The 18,239-nt window shown below is 41.6% G+C and carries 19 protein-coding genes and 8 pseudogenes; 1 reads left to right on the forward strand and 26 read right to left on the reverse strand.

The annotated features are described in order from the left end of the window. The 5 genes and pseudogenes from AAC852_RS16435 to AAC852_RS16465 all read right to left on the reverse strand — a co-directional run. Nucleotides 1–323: hypothetical protein (locus AAC852_RS16435; RefSeq protein WP_340621930.1), on the reverse strand; the 323-nt coding region annotated here is incomplete at its 3' end. A 63-nt stretch (nucleotides 324–386) separates the two neighbouring features. Continuing rightward, nucleotides 387–1,161 (reverse strand): annotated as a pseudogene (locus tag AAC852_RS16440) (Pvc16 family protein). Between the two features lie 23 nt (nucleotides 1,162–1,184). Further along, nucleotides 1,185–3,260, reverse strand: a pseudogene (locus tag AAC852_RS20080) (ATP-binding protein). 9 nt (nucleotides 3,261–3,269) lie between these two features. Then, a pseudogene (locus tag AAC852_RS16460) lies at nucleotides 3,270–4,115 on the reverse strand (contractile injection system tape measure protein). A gap of 55 nt (nucleotides 4,116–4,170) precedes the next feature. Continuing rightward, nucleotides 4,171–4,380 carry a hypothetical protein gene (locus AAC852_RS16465; RefSeq protein WP_340621934.1) on the reverse strand — a complete coding sequence of 70 codons (210 nt, stop codon included), beginning with the start codon at nucleotides 4,378–4,380 and terminating at the stop codon, nucleotides 4,171–4,173. A gap of 1,031 nt (nucleotides 4,381–5,411) precedes the next feature. On the opposite strand from AAC852_RS16465, the gene AAC852_RS16470 reads away from it, so the two are divergent. After that, on the forward strand, nucleotides 5,412–5,573 hold the full coding sequence (locus tag AAC852_RS16470; RefSeq protein ID WP_340621935.1) for a hypothetical protein: 162 nt from the start codon (nucleotides 5,412–5,414) through the stop codon (nucleotides 5,571–5,573). 367 nt (nucleotides 5,574–5,940) lie between these two features. On the opposite strand, the gene AAC852_RS16475 is transcribed toward AAC852_RS16470, so the two are convergent. From AAC852_RS16475 to AAC852_RS16580, 21 genes and pseudogenes are all read right to left on the reverse strand, one after another. After that, on the reverse strand, nucleotides 5,941–6,132 hold the full coding sequence (locus AAC852_RS16475) for a hypothetical protein (RefSeq protein ID WP_340621936.1): 192 nt from the start codon (nucleotides 6,130–6,132) through the stop codon (nucleotides 5,941–5,943). Nucleotides 6,133–6,660: 528 nt separating this feature from the next. Then, on the reverse strand, nucleotides 6,661–6,951 hold the full coding sequence (locus AAC852_RS16480) for a hypothetical protein (RefSeq protein WP_340621937.1): 291 nt from the start codon (nucleotides 6,949–6,951) through the stop codon (nucleotides 6,661–6,663). A gap of 19 nt (nucleotides 6,952–6,970) precedes the next feature. Beyond that, nucleotides 6,971–7,123, reverse strand: coding sequence for a hypothetical protein (locus AAC852_RS16485; RefSeq protein ID WP_340621938.1), 153 nt, complete (start codon nucleotides 7,121–7,123; stop codon nucleotides 6,971–6,973). A gap of 21 nt (nucleotides 7,124–7,144) precedes the next feature. Beyond that, a complete protein-coding gene (locus tag AAC852_RS16490) occupies nucleotides 7,145–7,564 on the reverse strand; it encodes a hypothetical protein (RefSeq protein WP_340621939.1) in 420 nt (139 codons plus the stop codon). Then, nucleotides 7,561–7,683: a hypothetical protein gene (locus AAC852_RS16495; RefSeq protein WP_340621940.1), complete on the reverse strand. Its 123-nt coding sequence runs from the start codon at nucleotides 7,681–7,683 to the stop codon at nucleotides 7,561–7,563. Before AAC852_RS16495 ends, AAC852_RS16490 begins: the two co-directional genes overlap by 4 nt. A gap of 86 nt (nucleotides 7,684–7,769) precedes the next feature. Further along, nucleotides 7,770–7,919, reverse strand: coding sequence for a hypothetical protein (locus AAC852_RS16500; protein WP_340621941.1), 150 nt, complete (start codon nucleotides 7,917–7,919; stop codon nucleotides 7,770–7,772). A 284-nt stretch (nucleotides 7,920–8,203) separates the two neighbouring features. Then, nucleotides 8,204–8,659 carry a hypothetical protein gene (locus tag AAC852_RS16505; RefSeq protein ID WP_340621942.1) on the reverse strand — a complete coding sequence of 152 codons (456 nt, stop codon included), beginning with the start codon at nucleotides 8,657–8,659 and terminating at the stop codon, nucleotides 8,204–8,206. 26 nt (nucleotides 8,660–8,685) lie between these two features. Then, complete coding sequence (locus AAC852_RS16510; RefSeq protein WP_340621943.1) at nucleotides 8,686–9,288, reverse strand: hypothetical protein; 603 nt, start codon at nucleotides 9,286–9,288, stop codon at nucleotides 8,686–8,688. A 149-nt stretch (nucleotides 9,289–9,437) separates the two neighbouring features. Continuing rightward, the gene (locus tag AAC852_RS16515; RefSeq protein WP_340621944.1) at nucleotides 9,438–9,563 is read right to left on the reverse strand and encodes a hypothetical protein; all 126 of its coding nucleotides are present in this window, start codon (nucleotides 9,561–9,563) and stop codon (nucleotides 9,438–9,440) included. A 116-nt stretch (nucleotides 9,564–9,679) separates the two neighbouring features. Continuing rightward, nucleotides 9,680–9,955 (reverse strand): hypothetical protein, encoded by a 276-nt coding sequence (locus tag AAC852_RS16520; protein WP_340621945.1) that lies wholly within the window; start codon nucleotides 9,953–9,955, stop codon nucleotides 9,680–9,682. A 200-nt stretch (nucleotides 9,956–10,155) separates the two neighbouring features. After that, nucleotides 10,156–10,884, reverse strand: coding sequence for a hypothetical protein (locus AAC852_RS16525; RefSeq protein ID WP_340621946.1), 729 nt, complete (start codon nucleotides 10,882–10,884; stop codon nucleotides 10,156–10,158). A gap of 199 nt (nucleotides 10,885–11,083) precedes the next feature. After that, nucleotides 11,084–11,269, reverse strand: coding sequence for a hypothetical protein (locus AAC852_RS16530; RefSeq protein WP_340621947.1), 186 nt, complete (start codon nucleotides 11,267–11,269; stop codon nucleotides 11,084–11,086). A 71-nt stretch (nucleotides 11,270–11,340) separates the two neighbouring features. Beyond that, entirely contained in the window at nucleotides 11,341–11,889 is a 549-nt protein-coding gene (locus tag AAC852_RS16535) for a hypothetical protein (RefSeq protein WP_340621948.1), read from the reverse strand. Then, nucleotides 11,843–12,127 (reverse strand): hypothetical protein, encoded by a 285-nt coding sequence (locus tag AAC852_RS16540; RefSeq protein ID WP_340621949.1) that lies wholly within the window; start codon nucleotides 12,125–12,127, stop codon nucleotides 11,843–11,845. The genes AAC852_RS16535 and AAC852_RS16540 overlap by 47 nt, the downstream gene beginning before the upstream one ends. A 206-nt stretch (nucleotides 12,128–12,333) precedes the next feature. After that, nucleotides 12,334–12,750, reverse strand: coding sequence for a hypothetical protein (locus tag AAC852_RS16545; protein WP_340621950.1), 417 nt, complete (start codon nucleotides 12,748–12,750; stop codon nucleotides 12,334–12,336). Then, nucleotides 12,747–13,180: pseudogene (locus tag AAC852_RS20085) on the reverse strand (GPW/gp25 family protein). The gene AAC852_RS16545 and the pseudogene AAC852_RS20085 overlap by 4 nt, the downstream one beginning before the upstream one ends. A gap of 12 nt (nucleotides 13,181–13,192) precedes the next feature. Further along, a pseudogene (locus tag AAC852_RS16560) lies at nucleotides 13,193–14,793 on the reverse strand (phage baseplate assembly protein V). Between the two features lie 9 nt (nucleotides 14,794–14,802). Next, nucleotides 14,803–15,472, reverse strand: a pseudogene (locus AAC852_RS16565) (CIS tube protein); the annotation flags it as partial. A 167-nt stretch (nucleotides 15,473–15,639) separates the two neighbouring features. Further along, entirely contained in the window at nucleotides 15,640–16,098 is a 459-nt protein-coding gene (locus AAC852_RS16570) for a phage tail protein (RefSeq protein WP_340621953.1), read from the reverse strand. Continuing rightward, nucleotides 16,095–17,305: pseudogene (locus AAC852_RS16575) on the reverse strand (phage tail sheath family protein). The gene AAC852_RS16570 and the pseudogene AAC852_RS16575 overlap by 4 nt, the downstream one beginning before the upstream one ends. A gap of 52 nt (nucleotides 17,306–17,357) precedes the next feature. Further along, nucleotides 17,358–18,239, reverse strand: a pseudogene (locus tag AAC852_RS16580) (phage tail sheath family protein); the annotation flags it as partial.

Here is an 18,239-nt window from a genome sequence, read left to right on the forward strand (position 1 = left end):
ACGCCGTCTGATATTTTTATCTTTTGCGGGTTAATTAAATCGGTAATAATCGGTTGTGAAGTCAGTGCGCTTTCATATAATATATCAGACATTGTTATGGGGCTGGTGCTATATTGTTTTTGTTTTAAGGGGGAAGGAGTAAAAGGTTGTGCGCCTTCTATATTTCTTTCATTCCCTGTTCTTAATTTTTTATTTAATTGTAAACCCAATCCTAATCCCAATGAACAATTATTCATAGTGTTATGTTCGTCAGAATATATTGAGGGCTTTTCCGTTCTATTTCCTGAGTGGTTAACTTTTTCACTGTATTTGCTGTTTGGCATATTATTACCTGTTTTTTTGGTGAGGGGCTTATTTTATTATCATATGATTGAATAGAAATAAAATTAAACTCCAGTTAATTTGTCAGAATTTGCTTTGGAAATAATAATACCGACACCATTTATCTCAATAACAGCACTCTGGCTATTTTGCCATTTTGAAATAATGTCCTTTATTTTTCTGTGCCACCTAAATCGGCACACAGTTTATCAGTCAGAGCTTGGTTTATTTGTGAATTATCCAGACTGGGTTTTTGATCCACAGAAGCAGATATTTGGCTAATGGGTGTCATATTGTCTTTAATATCTTGCAGTTTCATTGGTACGGTAATGGAATATATTAAAGAGAGGCGAGGGCGATTACCGAGAGCTTGCCAAAAATTACCCAAGCTATTTAAATTTTCCTGTTGGGGAATAACTCGGGTATAAGCACCGGGAATGCCGGTTAATTGGCGGTTGTTAATTAATGCATTTAAAACGAAGTCATCACTTGTGCTGCTTGATTATTGGGTTGGCTGTCTGGGTTGGAGCTGTCACTGAGGGTTTATTGCATCCCAGTAAGTAATTAAATAGTTACAATTGATATTGACCCATCCCGGTAATAATGTGTTGGTTATGCCGGGTTATAACGTCTTGGTTCAGCGGAGCGTAATTGTAAATCTTCATGTATTTCATAAAGAAATACACTGACTGTCGGTTCTGATTGAATAGAATTAATTTCAGGTAGATCAAAACGAATATCAATTTTTTGACCAGGAATATTTAAATATTGGGATAAAATAGTATTTAATGCTTTATTAATCTCAATAATCGCATTGTCAGAAGCAATTATGGTTGTCATGTTGTTCCAATTCTATTAAATATTTAAAATGCTAATCGGCCAGTTTTATTTAATTCAAGTATCACGGCTCGATTTATATGTTTATTTTCGATTTGTTCACGTTATCATTTGCTGATAATATTGATGACTAATAAAGCAATATTTCTGATATTAGCCCCGGTTAAATCAGCTCGTTTAGCCAGATGGGCAAAATCAATTATCGGATAATGTCAATTGTTCCGGCCAAATGACTTGCCACATTTTTTTACGTAATATTTCATCAGGATAAGTAAAACGGGTAATAAAGGTAAAACGGCGATTAAAAGCGCTATCTAAATGGCTACGATTATTGGTGGCTAAAATCACTAATCCCGGATAATTTTCCAATCGTTGTAACAAGTAAGAAACTTCAATATTGGCATGTCTGTCTTGAGCATCTTTGGTTTCACTGCGTTTGCCAAATAAGGCATCGGCTTCATCGAAAAACAGCACCCCGGAATCCGCTTCGGCCAGATCGAAAATACGAGAGATATTTTTTTCCGTTTCACCGATATATTTATTCACCACGGTAGAGAGATCCACTTTAATCAGATCAACGCCAAGATGCCCGGCAATCACTTCTGCAGCCATTGTTTTGCCGGTCCCGATTCACCGTAAAATAGTGCGCTAATACCGGTACCATAACTGATTTTTCCTGAAAGCCAGTAGCTCAGAATTTGGTCACGGTAATTAATCGCTGCGATAATTTCTTTTAATTGTTGTGCTAATGTGTCTGAAACCACTAAATCATTAAAACTGCGTTTGGAGTTATTCGTTGGCTAATTTACCGAAATTCTGTTGAGCGCGGAAACTTAATGCCTTACGCAGATCGGTTTCTTCCAGTTGGCCTTCTGGTTGCCGGATCATTTGATATTGATAAGCTTCTTCAAGAATCAGCGGTAATGTTTCCGCAGTAAAAGAGAAACGCTGACATAGCTGAGTAATATTAATTTTTTGGGCGATATTTTCCGGTAAGCTTGCTTTTAGCAAAGTTTCTTTATCGGCCAGTGTCGCTACGGGCATATTAATTTGCACTATTGGCAGATGCTTAATCCAGACTAATGCATCTCCCGGTTCTACCAGACAAACTACGCGTAATTTCGGCTGATTTAGCAATAAAGATAAATTCGCGGTGTAATATTTTCTTTTCCTCTGTAAATAAAGAAAAATTGCGAATTAATAAACAGGCATTATGTAGCCGGGTTTCTCGTATTGCATCTGCCAGCATGGATATTAGGGTTGTGTTTTCTTCATCGGGCAGGCGAGCTAAATCAAGAGTTAAGGTATTAATGCCATGAGATGCCATAATATTACTGACCGCTAATTCTCTGGCGCTGCCTTCTTTTCCCCTGAGTATCACCAGTGGTCGTATTTCATCAGTTTCATTCAATAATATCTTTTTAAGTGAATGATAAAGAGTTTGTGGATACCAATTATGTGAGGCAGGATAATGCCAATTAGCACAGGTTATCAAGGGAGTAAAATGTTCGTTGTCCCGATAAAAAATGCCAGACGCGTTGTGAGTTAAAAATTGCGTTTGTAACCAGATAGGTTCTTCGTGATTATTAAGCCGTAATAGTTGGTTGTTGATTAATGGTGTTTGCGGTAAAAAGCTGTTTTGCAGTAATTGCCGATCACTTTGGCGTTGGCTAAATAATTCAATCGCTAAAGTAAAACTGGGCCACTGTTTTTTACTGTTACCATGCAGAACGGCAAATAACGCATGATAACGGCTATCGAAATGGGGTAATAAACCTAATAATAAAACATCACGCTCAAATTCAGTCAGTTCAAAACGTTCGACTAATAATGATAATGCATCAAGGGCAGGGCTTTCCTCGATTTCTGGATAGCGAATAGGATTATTTACTTCAATTAACCAATGAGGAATACCTTGCGGTGATATTAAACATTGTTCGACTTCATCTTCGGTCAGTAAAAAACTTTCCGGTAATGAATCGTATTGGTCTCCTCTTTTGATAATAGTAGTGCTGTAATAGCAGATCGATACGTTCCAAATGGGGATAAATCCAGTGTAATTCAGCCATGCTACAGGGGTTATTTGTCAGTAGGTAGTCCATATAAACCTTCTAAATATTTTTCCAGTCAATCTTTAAAGGGCGATCCAGCCAGGGAAGTTTGGCGATATTTAATGGCCACGGCCAGTCGGTTAATAGCACATCAAATGGCTGATGTTCTACCGTGATTTGATTTCCTGATCGCTGATCAGCAATTCACCCGGTCGTTGTAAAAACAGTTGGCGGAGCGTCATTACGGCTTAATTTTTTCCAGCCGGGAAGTTGGCTAATAATGGCATCTAGCCATTGATCTATTATCAACTGTTTTTCTGGTTCAACAGGCGCTAATTCAATAGGTTCGTTAACCATTAATCCGCACAGAACGTTATTCAATATATTTAGTTCTGTCTGTATTTCTTCGTTTCCCCAAATCAGATAGTTAAGGAAATTAACTGCGCTAAATTGGGCTTGACGATGAATAAATTTTTGCTCTTCAAGTAAGCCAAATTGATTAAATAATGCGGGTAGCATCGGCCATAAAACTAATATTCCAGCATTATTTACCTGATATGGAAGAATTTGTTTAGGTAATAGAACGTATTCAGAGTGTGTTTTATTGATATTCTGTAGTTGGTTAGCGTTATTTCCTGTAATATGTGGGTTATTCGATATTGGTGATATTCTCTGGTTTTCGGATATTACTTCCTGATTTGCAGTGTATTGATGTGTCTGAGTATCTTTAATATCAGCGTGAGTAACGGTTAATTTCTTATTAGATTTATTTTTATCTGTATGGCCTGAAATAAAATGTTCTGGAGTATATTTTTCCCTGGTTTTTGCTGCTATTGTTTGACCGTAAAGATTGTTCTTTACTGGATTTGTTTTTATTCGTATGGTTTGAAACCAATAGGTAAATATTGTCCTGCTATTTTCGAGATGTTTCTATGAGCAGTAGTTAATTCTATATTGATTTTTATCTTGTTTGCAGTAAAAGTCTGATAAATATTGATACTCTTCGTCGGATAGGTATTTTTTCTGGATTTGCAACAACAATAGTTTGCCAGATCTGTTTTAACCAACTATTTAATGGAATATTGTGAGTGATAATCTGGCGAAATAACGTAATAATGGATGTTGTATTAAGTATACCGTTATCTAATTCAGCGGTGATATGTGATAGCACTTTCGCATCCAGTTTAGGTATTTCCTGTGTATATTTAGCTGTATATATTCCAATGCATTGAGTATCAATTGTCCGGGAGGAGACAGGCTCCTCCAAATATTGTGATCTGTTTATTTTCCGGATAATCTGTGGTTAATAGCGCTTAATAAAGTGGGTTGCTTGAGCAAATAACCGTTGTAGACTTGGTTCAGATAAACAGCTTTTTGCTAAAAACAAAACCCATTTATCTTCTATTCCAGCTAATTGATTAACTAATTGTTGGATATTAATGTCAATATTTTGATGATGAGTTTTAATCTCTATTGAATTGAAAGGGGAATTTTTTTGATTTAAATAATGAATGAAATCTTCAATATTAATTGAATTATTACTATGTAATAAAGAAGGTTATGTTGGTTATTTTCTGTGGTTTTGATTGTCAGTAGGAATTTTTTTCTCCTGATTATTAATTTGATATTGGCTTAATGCTTTATTTAGTTCAGTATTAAGCCGACAGGGAACAGTGAATTAAAGTTATGTAAATTTATTTCACCAAGATCCAGAGTTAATGTTTCTAAATAGATATCCTGATTAATATCATGTTGATAAAGTATGTATTAAATAATTTATTGATATCTGACCTGATTAAGCAGGGAGCCATGCAATACTTTTTTAGCTACCTGTTGATTATTAGCTTCAATAGTAATGGTAATCCGATTTAACAGATTTGGCTCCGAAGTCATATTAATATTTCATTTGTAATTAGAAAATAATGTATATGTGTATAAGGAATATATTATCATGATTAACTGGTTTATTTCTTCATAATATATCTCATTTGATATAATTTGCTGAGATATAATTTTCATTTCCAACACAGATTCAATTACCTCTCTCATTTCCTCCGGCAGTTACATGAAGATATTAGTTCAGCTAGACCTATTTAATCAGGTGTACCATTATTCCCATCGCACCATACCCAACTAAATCATACTATTATTGCCATAAAATGGCACAATTGTTCCAAGGAATAATTAAATTAGCGAGCTCTGATGCAATTCTTGGATATTAATGCTTACACCATTGTTGTCAACTTTAATACCATTTCCGGCTTTGACAGCTACATGTTGGTACTATCAACATTAATGCCTTCGCAAAGTTTTGGCGTATTCCATTGTCTCATCAATCAGGCCATTCCAACTTGTACCAGATAAAACATCACAGGATATTCCTGGGGAATAGGCTAATTGTTAGGATTTTTAAACTGACACCATTATCAATCTACCTTAATACCATTGGAGCTTTAACATTACATGATCATCTATTAATACCCTAACCCCAAACAATATTACATTGGGTTTATCCATGTAGGATCAACATTATTGTTTTATCTTTACAATACAGCGACACCATTATTATCAACGTTAATACCGTTGCCTGCTTTAACTTTTACACCGTCTGAACCTAAGCTTAATCCACTTACACCACTCCAACTATTACCGGAATTACCCCCTGCTAATTTTAAATAAAGGCCAGAGCCGTCAGTGACTGTAATACCACCGTTATCCCAACATTTAACAGCTACCCCCCGTTATCAACGGCAATAGCGCTGTTGGCCTTAGCTTTTACAGAGACGCCACTACTATCAACATTAATGCCATTATTCTCCTTAGCTTTTACAGAAACGCCACTACCATCAACATTAATACCATTACCCGCCTTAACCTTTACACCGTCTGAACCCGACGACCCAATCCACTTACACCACTCCAACCATTACCGGAATTACCCCCTACTAATTTTAAATAAAGACCAGAACCGTCAGTGACTGTGATACCACCGCTCGGCCAACATTTAACAGCTATGCCGCTAGAATCAACAGATCAATACCGCCGGTAGGGTTAGTTTTTATTTTTCAGTCCAGAGCTATTATCCAGTTCCAGCGCTGAATTTGGATTATTAGTTTGATCTGGTGCTTTGCCCACTGCTCGGCGCCCGATATCAGCAATATCAATCAGGTCTGAATAATCAGTTTGTAGGGGAATACTGCCCGCTTTAAAACGATTTTTTAATTCATCTGATGAAGGCCCTATTGATTAGGGTTGGCATTTTCTGTATTGGATTGCCCAGTAGATAGATTCTATTTTTTTTCCATTTTAGTGACCTTATATATAATATTGAATTATTCTGTTTTAAATATCCTGTAAATATTTTGATCATATTTAATAATCGGAGGATATTTTATTTAGTAATGAAATTGATGGTTTTTTTATAGCGCGATATTAATTTCTGCAACTATTTTTATTTAGATTGAATATTAGCTTGAATTTTAGGTACATATAATAACTGATTATCTTCTATTACCTTTTCGTTCCATTCGGTTCCAGAGTCGCCGATAACCTCTTTGCGCTGCTGTTCGGTGGCGATTCGCATATTACCCGTACCGGTTGCCTCTGAAGGTAAACGCCCTAACGTTAATGTTTCTAAAATATTATAGGCTTCATCACCCAGAGGCGCGCCATTGTTTTGCCAACGCTTGTAAGTACTGGCAAAATTTTTGAAATGTTCCGGTGATAGCCAGTGGAAAATCATGGAAAGATGTGCCGGGAATTCAGCTAAGATTTCCAGTTTTTACCCACGCCTCCAGTTTATAAGGATCGACTTTATCATTCTCAAGTTGACGATTAATTACCACACTGACCATAAATGAAAAGCGGTCAGCCAGGGCATATTTGTCATTGGAAAATACCAATGATAGCGCCATGCGTCTTCTGGTTTTGGAAAATTATATTGTTGGCCCGAGTATTTTTTTAATTAATATCCGGCCTTTAATGCGATCAAATTCTACAACTTGTGCTTTAAGTTCATAATCGGTTGGTTCAGAATCACTATTAGCTAATATTTTTGAGGCTGGTCCATCGGGGGTAATCACATATTTCAGCGTAATTTCATCATTGACTTCGATCATGGCAGGGAAGGGGCTTTGGGTGCTGGAGGTGATCCAACGTTTATCTTCTGTTCCCGTTTGATATGTGTCACTGGCATAAACCAGTTGGTAATCCATATCTTCCATCCATACCGGGCTATTACACCAGCGTAAATTACCTTGCTTAAACGCTTGTTCCACGCGGTTTAAATTGCGCTCTAGATCGGTGCTATTACGGGTGTTAAGAGAAAAGGCTTCTCCTGTAATATCGGTGATCATTTGGCCCGTAATATGAATTTTCTGTCTCCCTCAATAATAATCAGATTAATGACCTGACCGTGTAATAATTGGTCTGCCGTTCCTTGCTGTGTAATGATTAATTGATGATTTTTAGACATTGGGATCACTTTTTATTTTAGATTATCAGGCTTTTGTTTATCGAATTTTTTGTCAGGTTTTACCGGTAATAGTTGACGATGTTCAATTAAATAGAAAGGCAAATTAGCCAGTTGGGTGTTTCTTTGAAACATTCCCCACCTAAGCCAATGCGGGCGGCAATTCGTTTTTGCAGCGCCGACACTTTATCAACACGAATATTATTACGTTGATAGGTCAGTTCAGGTTGTTGAGCCAAGATAGCCGCGCTGAGTAGACAGAAAATCTTTGAAACCCAGTAGTGAGTTCTGATGTAAGTGGTCGATGCAAGTTGAGCACCAAAATATTCCAACAGATAATTCAGGATTGTCGCCTCTTTTATATAGTTTGGCTTCTGAATGGATTATCATCATTATTAATTTGTGAATCATTATTTAGTTTTTGTTAAATCAGGCATGATCTCCTGATTGACTTTCTGACCGATAGTATTAGCTTTAAAAGGCCATTGTGTACCATATACCGCATTTCCCCGTTGTTTAAAGGCTAATAGTTTTGGCAAAAGGGCGAGTTCGGCGCAGCCGTTAGCCAGCATTTGTTCAAAAGGCAGCATAAATTGGTGCAACTGTACTTGCTGTTGGTTTCCGCATAGGTCTGTAATCCATAGCAAGCGGGTAATTTATTGCTTACCGGATAGTAATCCAGAACTTTACGATGTTTACCCCAATGCAATAATTCAGGTTGTGTCTCAATCAGTGGTTCTGCAATAACCTTGCTCTCTATATCTTGTTTAGAAACGGCAATTTTAACGCCACCTTTGGCGGTAATAGTGAGCGGGCTTTTGGTGAGGAAATTAATGCCTAAGGGATCGTTACCCCATAATCTGGGATAATATCCTTGAGCGATTGTCCAAGACCAATTATCGTCCGCCAACGGAGAAATATTTTCATCGTGTTTGCCTAATGCTAGCCGGGTAATACTTTGTATTCCGGGGATAGCCAATAGCTGATTAACCAAATGGCTTAGATTTAATTCTGTAGGCTTGGTGTAATCTTTGGCCGAGGTAATTCGGGTATCCAACCGTGATGTAAATAAGGTCCCGCGAATATTTCTTCATTACTGTAACCTAATTCTTTCATGGCCTGAGTGGTATAACGTAACGGCTTTGCCAGTATCATCTGTGCGGTTGTCATATAGACTTTGGCGAAGATGTCAGCAATATCTCTCACATCATCATCCAGCTCAATATCAAGCTGCAATAAGAAATCCGTCGGTTGTAGCCAGATAATTTTACTGACGGATTCCCCTAGGTTACGGTTATTTTTTAAGAAAGCCGCCAGACTCTGTTGTGCCAGTACCTTATCGGCCTCAGTTTCCCGGCTAGGGAGTAAATAAAGCCAATAATTTCCTCTCAGGGTTAACTGTTGGCTATCTGGCGTTTGAATAAAACTGTATTCACGTTTCTGTTTGTTATACCAGTATGTATAACGTTCACTTTCAGGTTCACGAACTAGCTGCACATCGTTAAAGAAAAAATAACCTTCACTTTTGTCGTTAATATTATCGCTGCTATGTAAATCCAGTAAGGCCCGGCGATAATCTTCTGCGGTAATGGGGCCGCAGGTCAGCATTTGTTGTGGGCCGAATTCTTGTGGAAAAATGCCATCGTTCGATGTCTGTTCCTCTTTTGGGGGTAAGCAGATCTTTCAGGGGTAATGAATGACGATAGGCCAGATCAGATGCGCCATAACAACCGGCTTCTAATAAGGTGATACCGGGATCATTTTCTGCCCATTGCTCCAGATTGCCCGGACTGTTGCTCAATAACCGTCTTGGCCTGAGCAAGTAAGGTTTCAAAGGCGATATCGTCTTTAACGATGGGAAACAGGGCATCCTGATTATTCATTGTTTGCTCCTTTATTAGCGGGACTCTTTTCTGACCAAACTAAAATCAGTACTTCATTATCAGCGGCCTCTATACTTTCACCGACTGCTTCTGCGGTTTGGGGCCTTTTTTCAACGTTAAATAGTGACCCGTTCAACTAAAGGTGATTGCTGAATGGTGGCTAATAACTGGTAGTAATCAATGCGATTACCGGTTGTGACGCCGATAGCGCTATCTTCTGCCCACGGCATATATTTTCGGCTTAGTTCCTGCTGTAACTGATGACGGCCGTAGTCGGGATTAACCCCTGCGATAAATACCAGTTGATAGCTGATCAGGACGTCAACGTATGTGGGATTGTCGATTTCAAGAGTTGTCCAAGGGCTGCTTAACTGGCTTATCCAATCGGCCATTTCCGCCAGTCGGGCTTGGTTTCATGTTGGGCGCAGCGCATCATCGTTATCTTTGTAACGGCTGTTAGGGATCACAATCAGTTGTTGTTTTTCCGGCGCCGGGATTTTGGTTAATTCATTGGCAGAAGGGTATTTGACATCAAATAGGCTGATAAAATTCTTTTAGTAAGGTAACAATATTACCCCAACTTAAAGCTCGGTTACGGTGGGATAACCGGGCGAGGAATTCGCGTCAGAGAAGGCGGATTGCTCGTTTCTTTCGGACGACCATTCCAAGATGCCCAAGGTTGAGTGACACGGCTGATTGCAACGGATGCGCTGACCGGCTGTTTGATGCTATCGGCGGCTAATCCATTGATAAAGTGATCATTTTCAACAGTTTCTGGGTTGATTAATGTGGCGGTGGCGGCGTTATACAGTATGCCTTGCATTTTTGGGTAATTCTCAGGGGCGGTCTGTTGAGTGATCTCTGCTTTCAACCAGTATCTCCCTGACGGCATTAAGGCTGCCTGATTTGACGCGTCTTGTGGCAATAACGTACTCCATATTCCCCGGTCAAACAGGTTGTGAGTTTGGTCGTGAACCAGTTGATTTAATGGCTGCCAGGTGTTTTGTTGATTCAGATAGGACCAAAATAGCGTAAGTTCTTGAACACCGACCAGTTGCCAGTATAGGGATAAGGTTTGTCCCGGTGACACGTTAGTGAAACCCAAATAGAGTGCGTCATTGGCGAATGAAGGCGTTTCAGCGTTCGCGTTTCCCCAACCAAAAGGCGTGAGAGGATAAACGGTGTATTGCTCGGTTTTTACTTTAGCGCTGAATGTGATTTGCAATGCGCTGATTTGTGGGGTGTAGGGTAAATTTTTACCGGTCGGATCTTGCCAGTATTGGGTGTGCATAAAATCTTGTTCAGCCAATTCTATGCGCACTGACGCAGGCCAGTCGTTGGGTGAAAGCTATTGCCACAGGTAATCCATTGTCGGTAAGGTAAAACTAGGCTTTGTCCTTGTGGTCATCGGTTCCGCTGAATAAAAATTGCATGGGGTTCCCGTGAGTTTTTTCTTTTTGAGGCGTGACTAAGTAGCCCTGGACTTTAAACGCGCTATTATCCGGTTCAGGGGATACCCTTTATGGCTTTAAAACTCGATTGTCGGCAAGCCAACCCATTGAGGAGTCAGGGTAAGCTGTCGCGTTTTCAGTACCATACCATTCAGGGGCAACCAGATTAAAACCGGAACCTAACGATGGAAATTGACCAAAGGGGAAACTGGTTATATCGGTTTGTTCAGTTCCGCCGTCAGAGGCATAGTGCACATACGGTTGCCGTTAATGTTGATTGATCCCGGTAATTTTGGGCAAAGTGGGTTTTTGAGTTGTGCCTAATTTTAATACCGGTACGTCGAATGCCATATTATCAAGGTTATCTGGCGGGCTGATAGGATCATCCGTGGATGATAATCCAGTTCAATATTCTTTTTGTCGATAAGTTTTACCGACAACGATAACCAGTGATCTTCTGCGCTGATTTTAGCGGTGAGATGTTCCGATTGACCTTCCCAATCATTTTCCAGCGTCAATGTAATATGGCGTTCTCCGGCGGACATCGCAAATAAAGAGGAGGTAATCAGATAACCGGATAGAACCGGGGTATCATTGGTTGTTGGGCTAAAAAGCCGGATACCGTTTTCAGGTAATGCAATGTTATCTGAAAGATTAAAAGGTATTGCCGATTGCCAGCCATTGTTGCCGTCTTTCCGATACCAACGCAGGTCGGTCAGCGCCCCTTGATTCGCCAATAAATCCGTGTCTGACGCATACTGTAACGAATTGCCGGCGCTATCTTGTCCGGCATCAAACAGGGTTCCTTGTGCTACCAGAAATTCCTCGTTATCTGTATTCAGGTAATGCTGATGGCACACTATCCGCTTGGGCATTTCTCGGTTTCAGTCCCAATAATTCCCGATAATAAAGATCACGATGTCGTGCCGGGAAGGTATTAAATAATACTTTGGTTGTTTCTAAGAGTTTTAAAAAAGCCAATATAAAAGCCTGATGTGCCGGTAAAGTACCATTGCTTATTAACGCTTGTTGGTAAATATCCGCTAATTGCTGAGGCGTATTTTCCTGAATAAAATAGAAGCTACTCCAAGAACTTTTCTTTTTCTTGACCAAAAGGGATTTTTTCGGCGTATTCTTTAAGCCAGTTTAAAATATCCAGTGTACTTCTTTCATCAAGTTTAAAATCCGTCTCTGATACGATAGCGGTAGAGTTTATTATTTAACTCGGTCTGTCCCATATTTATACCACCCGTTATTTGAATATATTGATGATGTTTTCAGGAGATAGGATCGTTATTTAAAATAAATTAAAGCATTATTTATCCGGCAGTGACGATATATTGACTGGCAATAAAACGGCCTTTTCCCATACTGGGTGTTGTCACATCCGGGCCGCCTGACGGATTATTCGCCGGTTGTGTTGGGGTGAAACGGGCGGTAAATTGCTGCCCGACAACAATTACCGTGGCAGGGCTGCGACAAAAGTTTGCCTGCTGGCTGGTATCCAATTGAGCAATGGTGACCATTCCCATACCGGGTATCGGATGGCTAGGGGTAATATATTGCGCCTGAAATTGGACCTTTTTTTCATCACCCACAATGGCAATCTTTTTACCTTGGATTTGGGCGTGCCCGCTGCCTCTGATAATTGCCGGCCCCAGAATGGTGACTTGCCGGTTGCCGAATAAGGGTTCGAATAGCAAATTGTCGCCATCCACCACCAGTTGTTTACTCATAAATCACCCACACCTCCTTCGCCAACTTCAAGAATGCCTTCAATTTGTTGGCTAATTTCGCTGCCTCTCAGGGCATAAGTCACCTGAACATATAGGGTGTTGGGCAAGTCCGTTCTCTGATTGACCTGAATTATCGTGATTTCCGCTCGTGGTTCATAGCGCAATACCCGCTCTTCAATTCGGGTTTGAATTTCCGATCAATTCATCATTGATATTAGCAAACAGATAATCATTCAGACCGCAACCGTAATCTTCACGCATAATCCGTTCACCGGGTTCAGTGAGAAAAAGAATTTTCATGCTTTGGCGAACATTTTCCGCGCCTGCCGCCATTTGGACACCGGTAGGTATTTCAGTGAGAATTATCTTGGTAGAAAATTTGGCCAGCCCAACCCCGACCATAAATATCGGCTAATATTGGGTTTGTCATTTGCTGTCCTTATTATTGTGTTAAGTTAATTTTCGCACCTTTAATATCGACGCCGGATTTTCCTGTGGCTGACAGGGATTTTTCCGCCTGTATATTAATTTCCTGACCTTTGAGTGATAATATTCTTGGCCGAATTTAGCGTAATATCTTTATCCTGTTGCAGAGATAATGAATTTTCTCCGCTATTAAATGCGATAATTTTATCTTTGATTATCGAATATTAATGCTTGCTGATTATCTCCTTGTTTAATCACTAAGGTTTTCATTGGATTTTTTTCACTAGGTTCTACCGGTGATTTATTTTTAGGATTATGCATGGAGCCTAATATCACCGGAAAACGGGGATCACATTCAAAGAAGCCGATAATCACTTCATCCCCCGGTTCCGGGTAGAAGCAGAACCCACTTTCATGACTGGCGTAAGGTTTACCCAGCCGGGCAAAAAGTACGCCATTGGTTAAATTTAAGGCCGGTATTTTGACCGGAATACGGCCTAGTGATTGGCTGTCTTGTTGGTATTTCTCCACGATCCCGACATGCAGCTCTTTAACCTGCGGTACCAACGTGTTCTATTTCCGGCAACAAACCCAGCGTTAACCGGGTACGCCAACCTTGCCGCTGGTTGATGATCTGACTGACGCCGGTGATAATCGCCTGACCATCCATTCCCTGACCAAAGCCTTTAATGCCAGAACATCACCCGGTTGATAGCGATTATTGCCTGCAACTTCAACGCTGCCGGAGATATTATCACTGCGCCGGTTATCCATGATGCCTTGCGCAAGCTATTTGGCTTGTTCATTATCCAATGGGATAGCTGAAAACCCATTGCCATGTCTTGATCGGTCAAAGTTTCAAACTGTCTGGCGCGAGTTGATTACTGCCAAGCCGACTGTTTTTTGCCTGATGGCCTGAGACAGTTTTTGTTGTGCGATATCCCAAGATTGCACACTCACGGTTTTGGGGCTGCGTTGGTTATCCCATTGCAGATTCGCTTCAAACAGCACAATGTCCTTGATCGTTGGCACGCTGTTGAATGGTATGCATAGTTGACCGATTAAGTGATTCCGGTGTCGCCAGCGTAACCGTTTCATTACCGGGTAATAACCAGATATTGGTGGCAGCCAGTCGGCTTTTTAAGAATGCCCAGTCATTGCAACGAAACTGCACCATTTGCTCATGAACGGTTTTAAGCTGAGGCGCCTGTTTTATCGTGACGGGTATACCATTGCCTGACTAAATAGTTTTTTGATAATCGCCTCATCACTCTGTTTATTGAATAGCTGAGAGTGGAAACTGTTAGTTAATTTTTGCAGTGGATGCTTCGCCGTTAGGGTAATCATGCTGTCCTGACCTTTAAGCCCAATGTTTGCCGAACAATGATCCCCTTAAACAACACGGTTTTTTGCAGTTGCACGATAAGTTCATGATTTGGGCGACAGCTTGCCAGTTCAGCTTGCGCTTGGCATCAAAAATATGACTGGCATCACCGGATACCCAGAGTGATGTTGGCCGAGGGGATGCCGTTGATTTGATAATGACGGTCAGACTGATAACCGTAAACTGGTTGAGTGTTTTACCGCCTATCTTAATGTTATCGTGGGTATCTTCATGTATCCCTCCTGTGCTTGCAGCGTTTGCCCGGGGGTGAAATCATCAAGATTATCCAGATTGTTTTGCCAAGCGAGGGTGAGGTAATCAATGCCGCCAGCCAGAGAAGCCCCGGCGCCTAAGGCGATTAACGGCAGCGAGAGCATATCGGTGACGCTGACTGCGGTGATCGGCGGTGATTTTAACTGCTGTTCAGTGGCTTGAATAACAAAGCTTTCGTCCGCGATCAGCGATAAAGTGACGCTGGCTCGCAGCGGGGTGGCGTCCCGATCAAATAGGGTGTAATTGATGGTGAGATCACCTGCCCGCAAGCAAAATAGCCTTTATTTTCCCAACGCATTTTGCCCCATTTGATTTTGAGGAAGTGGGGTACGCTGGTGCTGGCATCCACCGTACACAGGGCTTTCAAGGTTGCGAGTTGGGTTTCTACCGGAATGTTGTTGCCGGGCATTGTGGCATCAAACAACAACGTTAATGACAGGCCGGTGGGTTGCGATAACATATAACGACTGCTTTGGCTGGCGCGGTTAATGCTTTCATCCTGTTGATAGCGGGTTTGATAATCAAGTTGGATCCCATCGGGGTTATACATTGCCTGTAAGCTGCCTACGGAGATTTTCCCTTCCCGGTCTTTGAAGGCGGTGAGGTGAGTTTGGACAGGCTGCGTTCAATTAAGCTCATAATAGCCTCCTGTTTCACGCAATGCCTCTAATACTTCCCGTTTCACGATCTCAATCAGACGGGCGTTATCCAGCGTTTCTTGGGCTAATGTCTCGCGGTGTGATGGGAGTGATCACTGTCGGAATCGGTGACTTTAGCCTGAATAATCAGTTCTTTAATTTCGACGGTCATACTTTCACTCCTAACCAGCGCATATCTTGATAACGTAATTCCAGTGAGTTCACCAAAACGGCATTGCTATTGGCATCAAAGTCGCCGGTGGACCAGCGAACCGGTAGCGCGTTACTTAACGTCCAGCTTGCCACGGGTAACGAATTTTCATTCAGTAACATAATCACGACATCGGCATACACCGCTTTCTCACCACGCAAGACGCGATCAAATATCAGAGTGAGTGGTGTAACCGTCATAACACCACGCTCCAGTACCAGACTGCCGTGTTGGATCTTTTCGGCCAGCCAGACATTTCTGGCATTTTCTCCGCCCTGGCTGTGTTGGGTGGTTTGCAGTTCACGGCTGAGTCCCGATATACGCTGAAAGGCGATATCAAGTGGGCTGGGAATATTGTTAAACAGAAAACTGGCGATAAAACGGTGTGACACCGACGGGGTGTATAAATTGTTCATATTTTGCCCCTGTTTAATAATCCGGTGAGTCCGGTACGGGTATCAAATGTCAGACTCAGCTCAATAAATTCCGCTGGAATGAGCAGAGCCAGTTTGATTTTCATGATCATTTTCCCGGCTCGCAGATCCGCTTCACTCATTGATTCGTCAATACCGAGTAACACCTCAAATGCTTGATCTTCCTGAGTACCCCGCAGCCCGCCTTTTAACCATAACTGACGTAGCCAGTTGTAAGCTTGACCTTTAAATTTCATCCAGGTGATGGCGTTATTGGGTTCAAAGACAAAGGCCCGGCCTAGTTGGGTCATATGGGCTTCGATATAGGAAACCAGACGGCGGATTTGGATATAACGCCAGGGGACCCGGGGGTTGTCCAGTGTTCGGCATCCCCAGATCTTTATCCCTTTGCCGGGAAAGCTGCGAACCAGATTCAATGAAGTACCGTTCTGATTAAAAGAGGGCATCAGCTTCAATATAAGAGCGTATTGGGCTTATCACCTTGGCTAACGCGACGTTGGCGGGGCTGTCCAGACGCCATTTGGTTATCGTTACGCTGGATGACGGCGGCCACCGCGGCGGTAGGTGAAAGTACGATAGGGTTTTGCGCTTGTTCCTGATAGGCGCTTTTTAGTCGCGGCCAGTATACCGCGCCCCATTGCCGATCACTGGAAGAGAACTGCGTTAAACACTCAGCGGCCAATGCGGGATCGTCCGGGGCATCCAGCAATCCCATGATGCCGCGTCGGCTTTTGCAAAGGTTAAGTACTGATTGCCAAAATTGTAGCCAAAGATCTTTTGGATCGATTATCTGAATCCATCCGATTAAATTCAGATAGACAATATCGGGGACCACAATCAGCGTGATTTCACTCTCTGCGGAAATCGTTTGTTTAACCCAATCTTGCTGTAGCGCGGTGATCAATGATTGAAAATTGCCTTGTGGTTTATCAGAACCCAGTGACAGTACATAAGCTTGCTGACCGCCGTTTTCAAAAAAGTGGCGCACGGAATAGTACATTAATCCTGTTTTTTTAAATGACCGGGTAAAATCGGCCAGGCTGTTTAGCTTGATGGCGGTTTTATCACTGACATGGCTTTTTCAGAGGTTGAGTATAACCAATAAAAACCGGGATACCGATAAATGCATCGTCTTGTTGCTGGGATATCAGGTTTCCGTGATGGTGACGCCGGGTTGTTTTATCTCCATTATCGTCTCCTCAACGACTGAACAGGACGCGGCGAACCGCGCCTCAGTACGGTTACTGTGCTACATTTTGCGAAAATTGAAGGATAATAAATTCAGCCGGACGAACCGCCGCCATGCCAACTTTGACAATCATTTTCCCTTGTTTAATGTCGTCATCGGACATGGTGATATCTTTACCAATCTGGACAAAATAGGCTTCCTGCGGTTTATTTCCCGCCAATGCCCCTTGTTGCCAAAGTTGATGGAGATAATTGTCAATGGCTGACCGAACTCGTTCCCAAGTAGGTTGGCTATTGGGTTCAAAAACGGCAATTCGCATGGCTTGTTTGATATCCCGTTCTGCCGCATTAAAGAGACGCCGAACCGGAATGTAGCGCCAGTTGTCATCATCTTGCAGAGTACGTGCGCCCCACACGACAAATCCTCCCATTGAAATAACGGATAGCATTGATGCCTTTTTGATTCATAGTGCTTTGTTCATTGTCGCTGAGTCGTTCCGTGACATCGCTAATTCCGCTGAGCACGACATTCGCCGGTGCTTTCCAGACGCCACGGTTGAGCATCAGTGGCACAATACACGCCTGCCATGACTGCACTGGCAGGAATGAGTTTTTTGTTATCTGCAATATTTTGTCCTGTATTGCTTGATACAGCTTGTTGCATAGACAGTTGAGTTTTTCTCTTTGAGTTCCGCCAGATGGGTAACTTTTTGCATCCTGATAACCTGAAATCGAGATGCTATTCTTCTACCTGAATAAGTTGTGAGACTTTAACCGCAGGATAATAAGTCGCGGTTTGTGATTGCACGTTAACATTGATGCGGTTTTTTATCCTGATTATCAGCGATAAGGAAATAGCCCTCATTTAATAATGAAGATGTCAGCTGTTATATATCGCGCTCTGGTAAGAAGATCCTGTTCAGGGCAGACGATTA

Origin of the sequence: Xenorhabdus siamensis, assembly GCF_037996745.1 — a bacterium.
In the GTDB taxonomy this organism is placed as follows: domain Bacteria; phylum Pseudomonadota; class Gammaproteobacteria; order Enterobacterales; family Enterobacteriaceae; genus Xenorhabdus; species Xenorhabdus indica.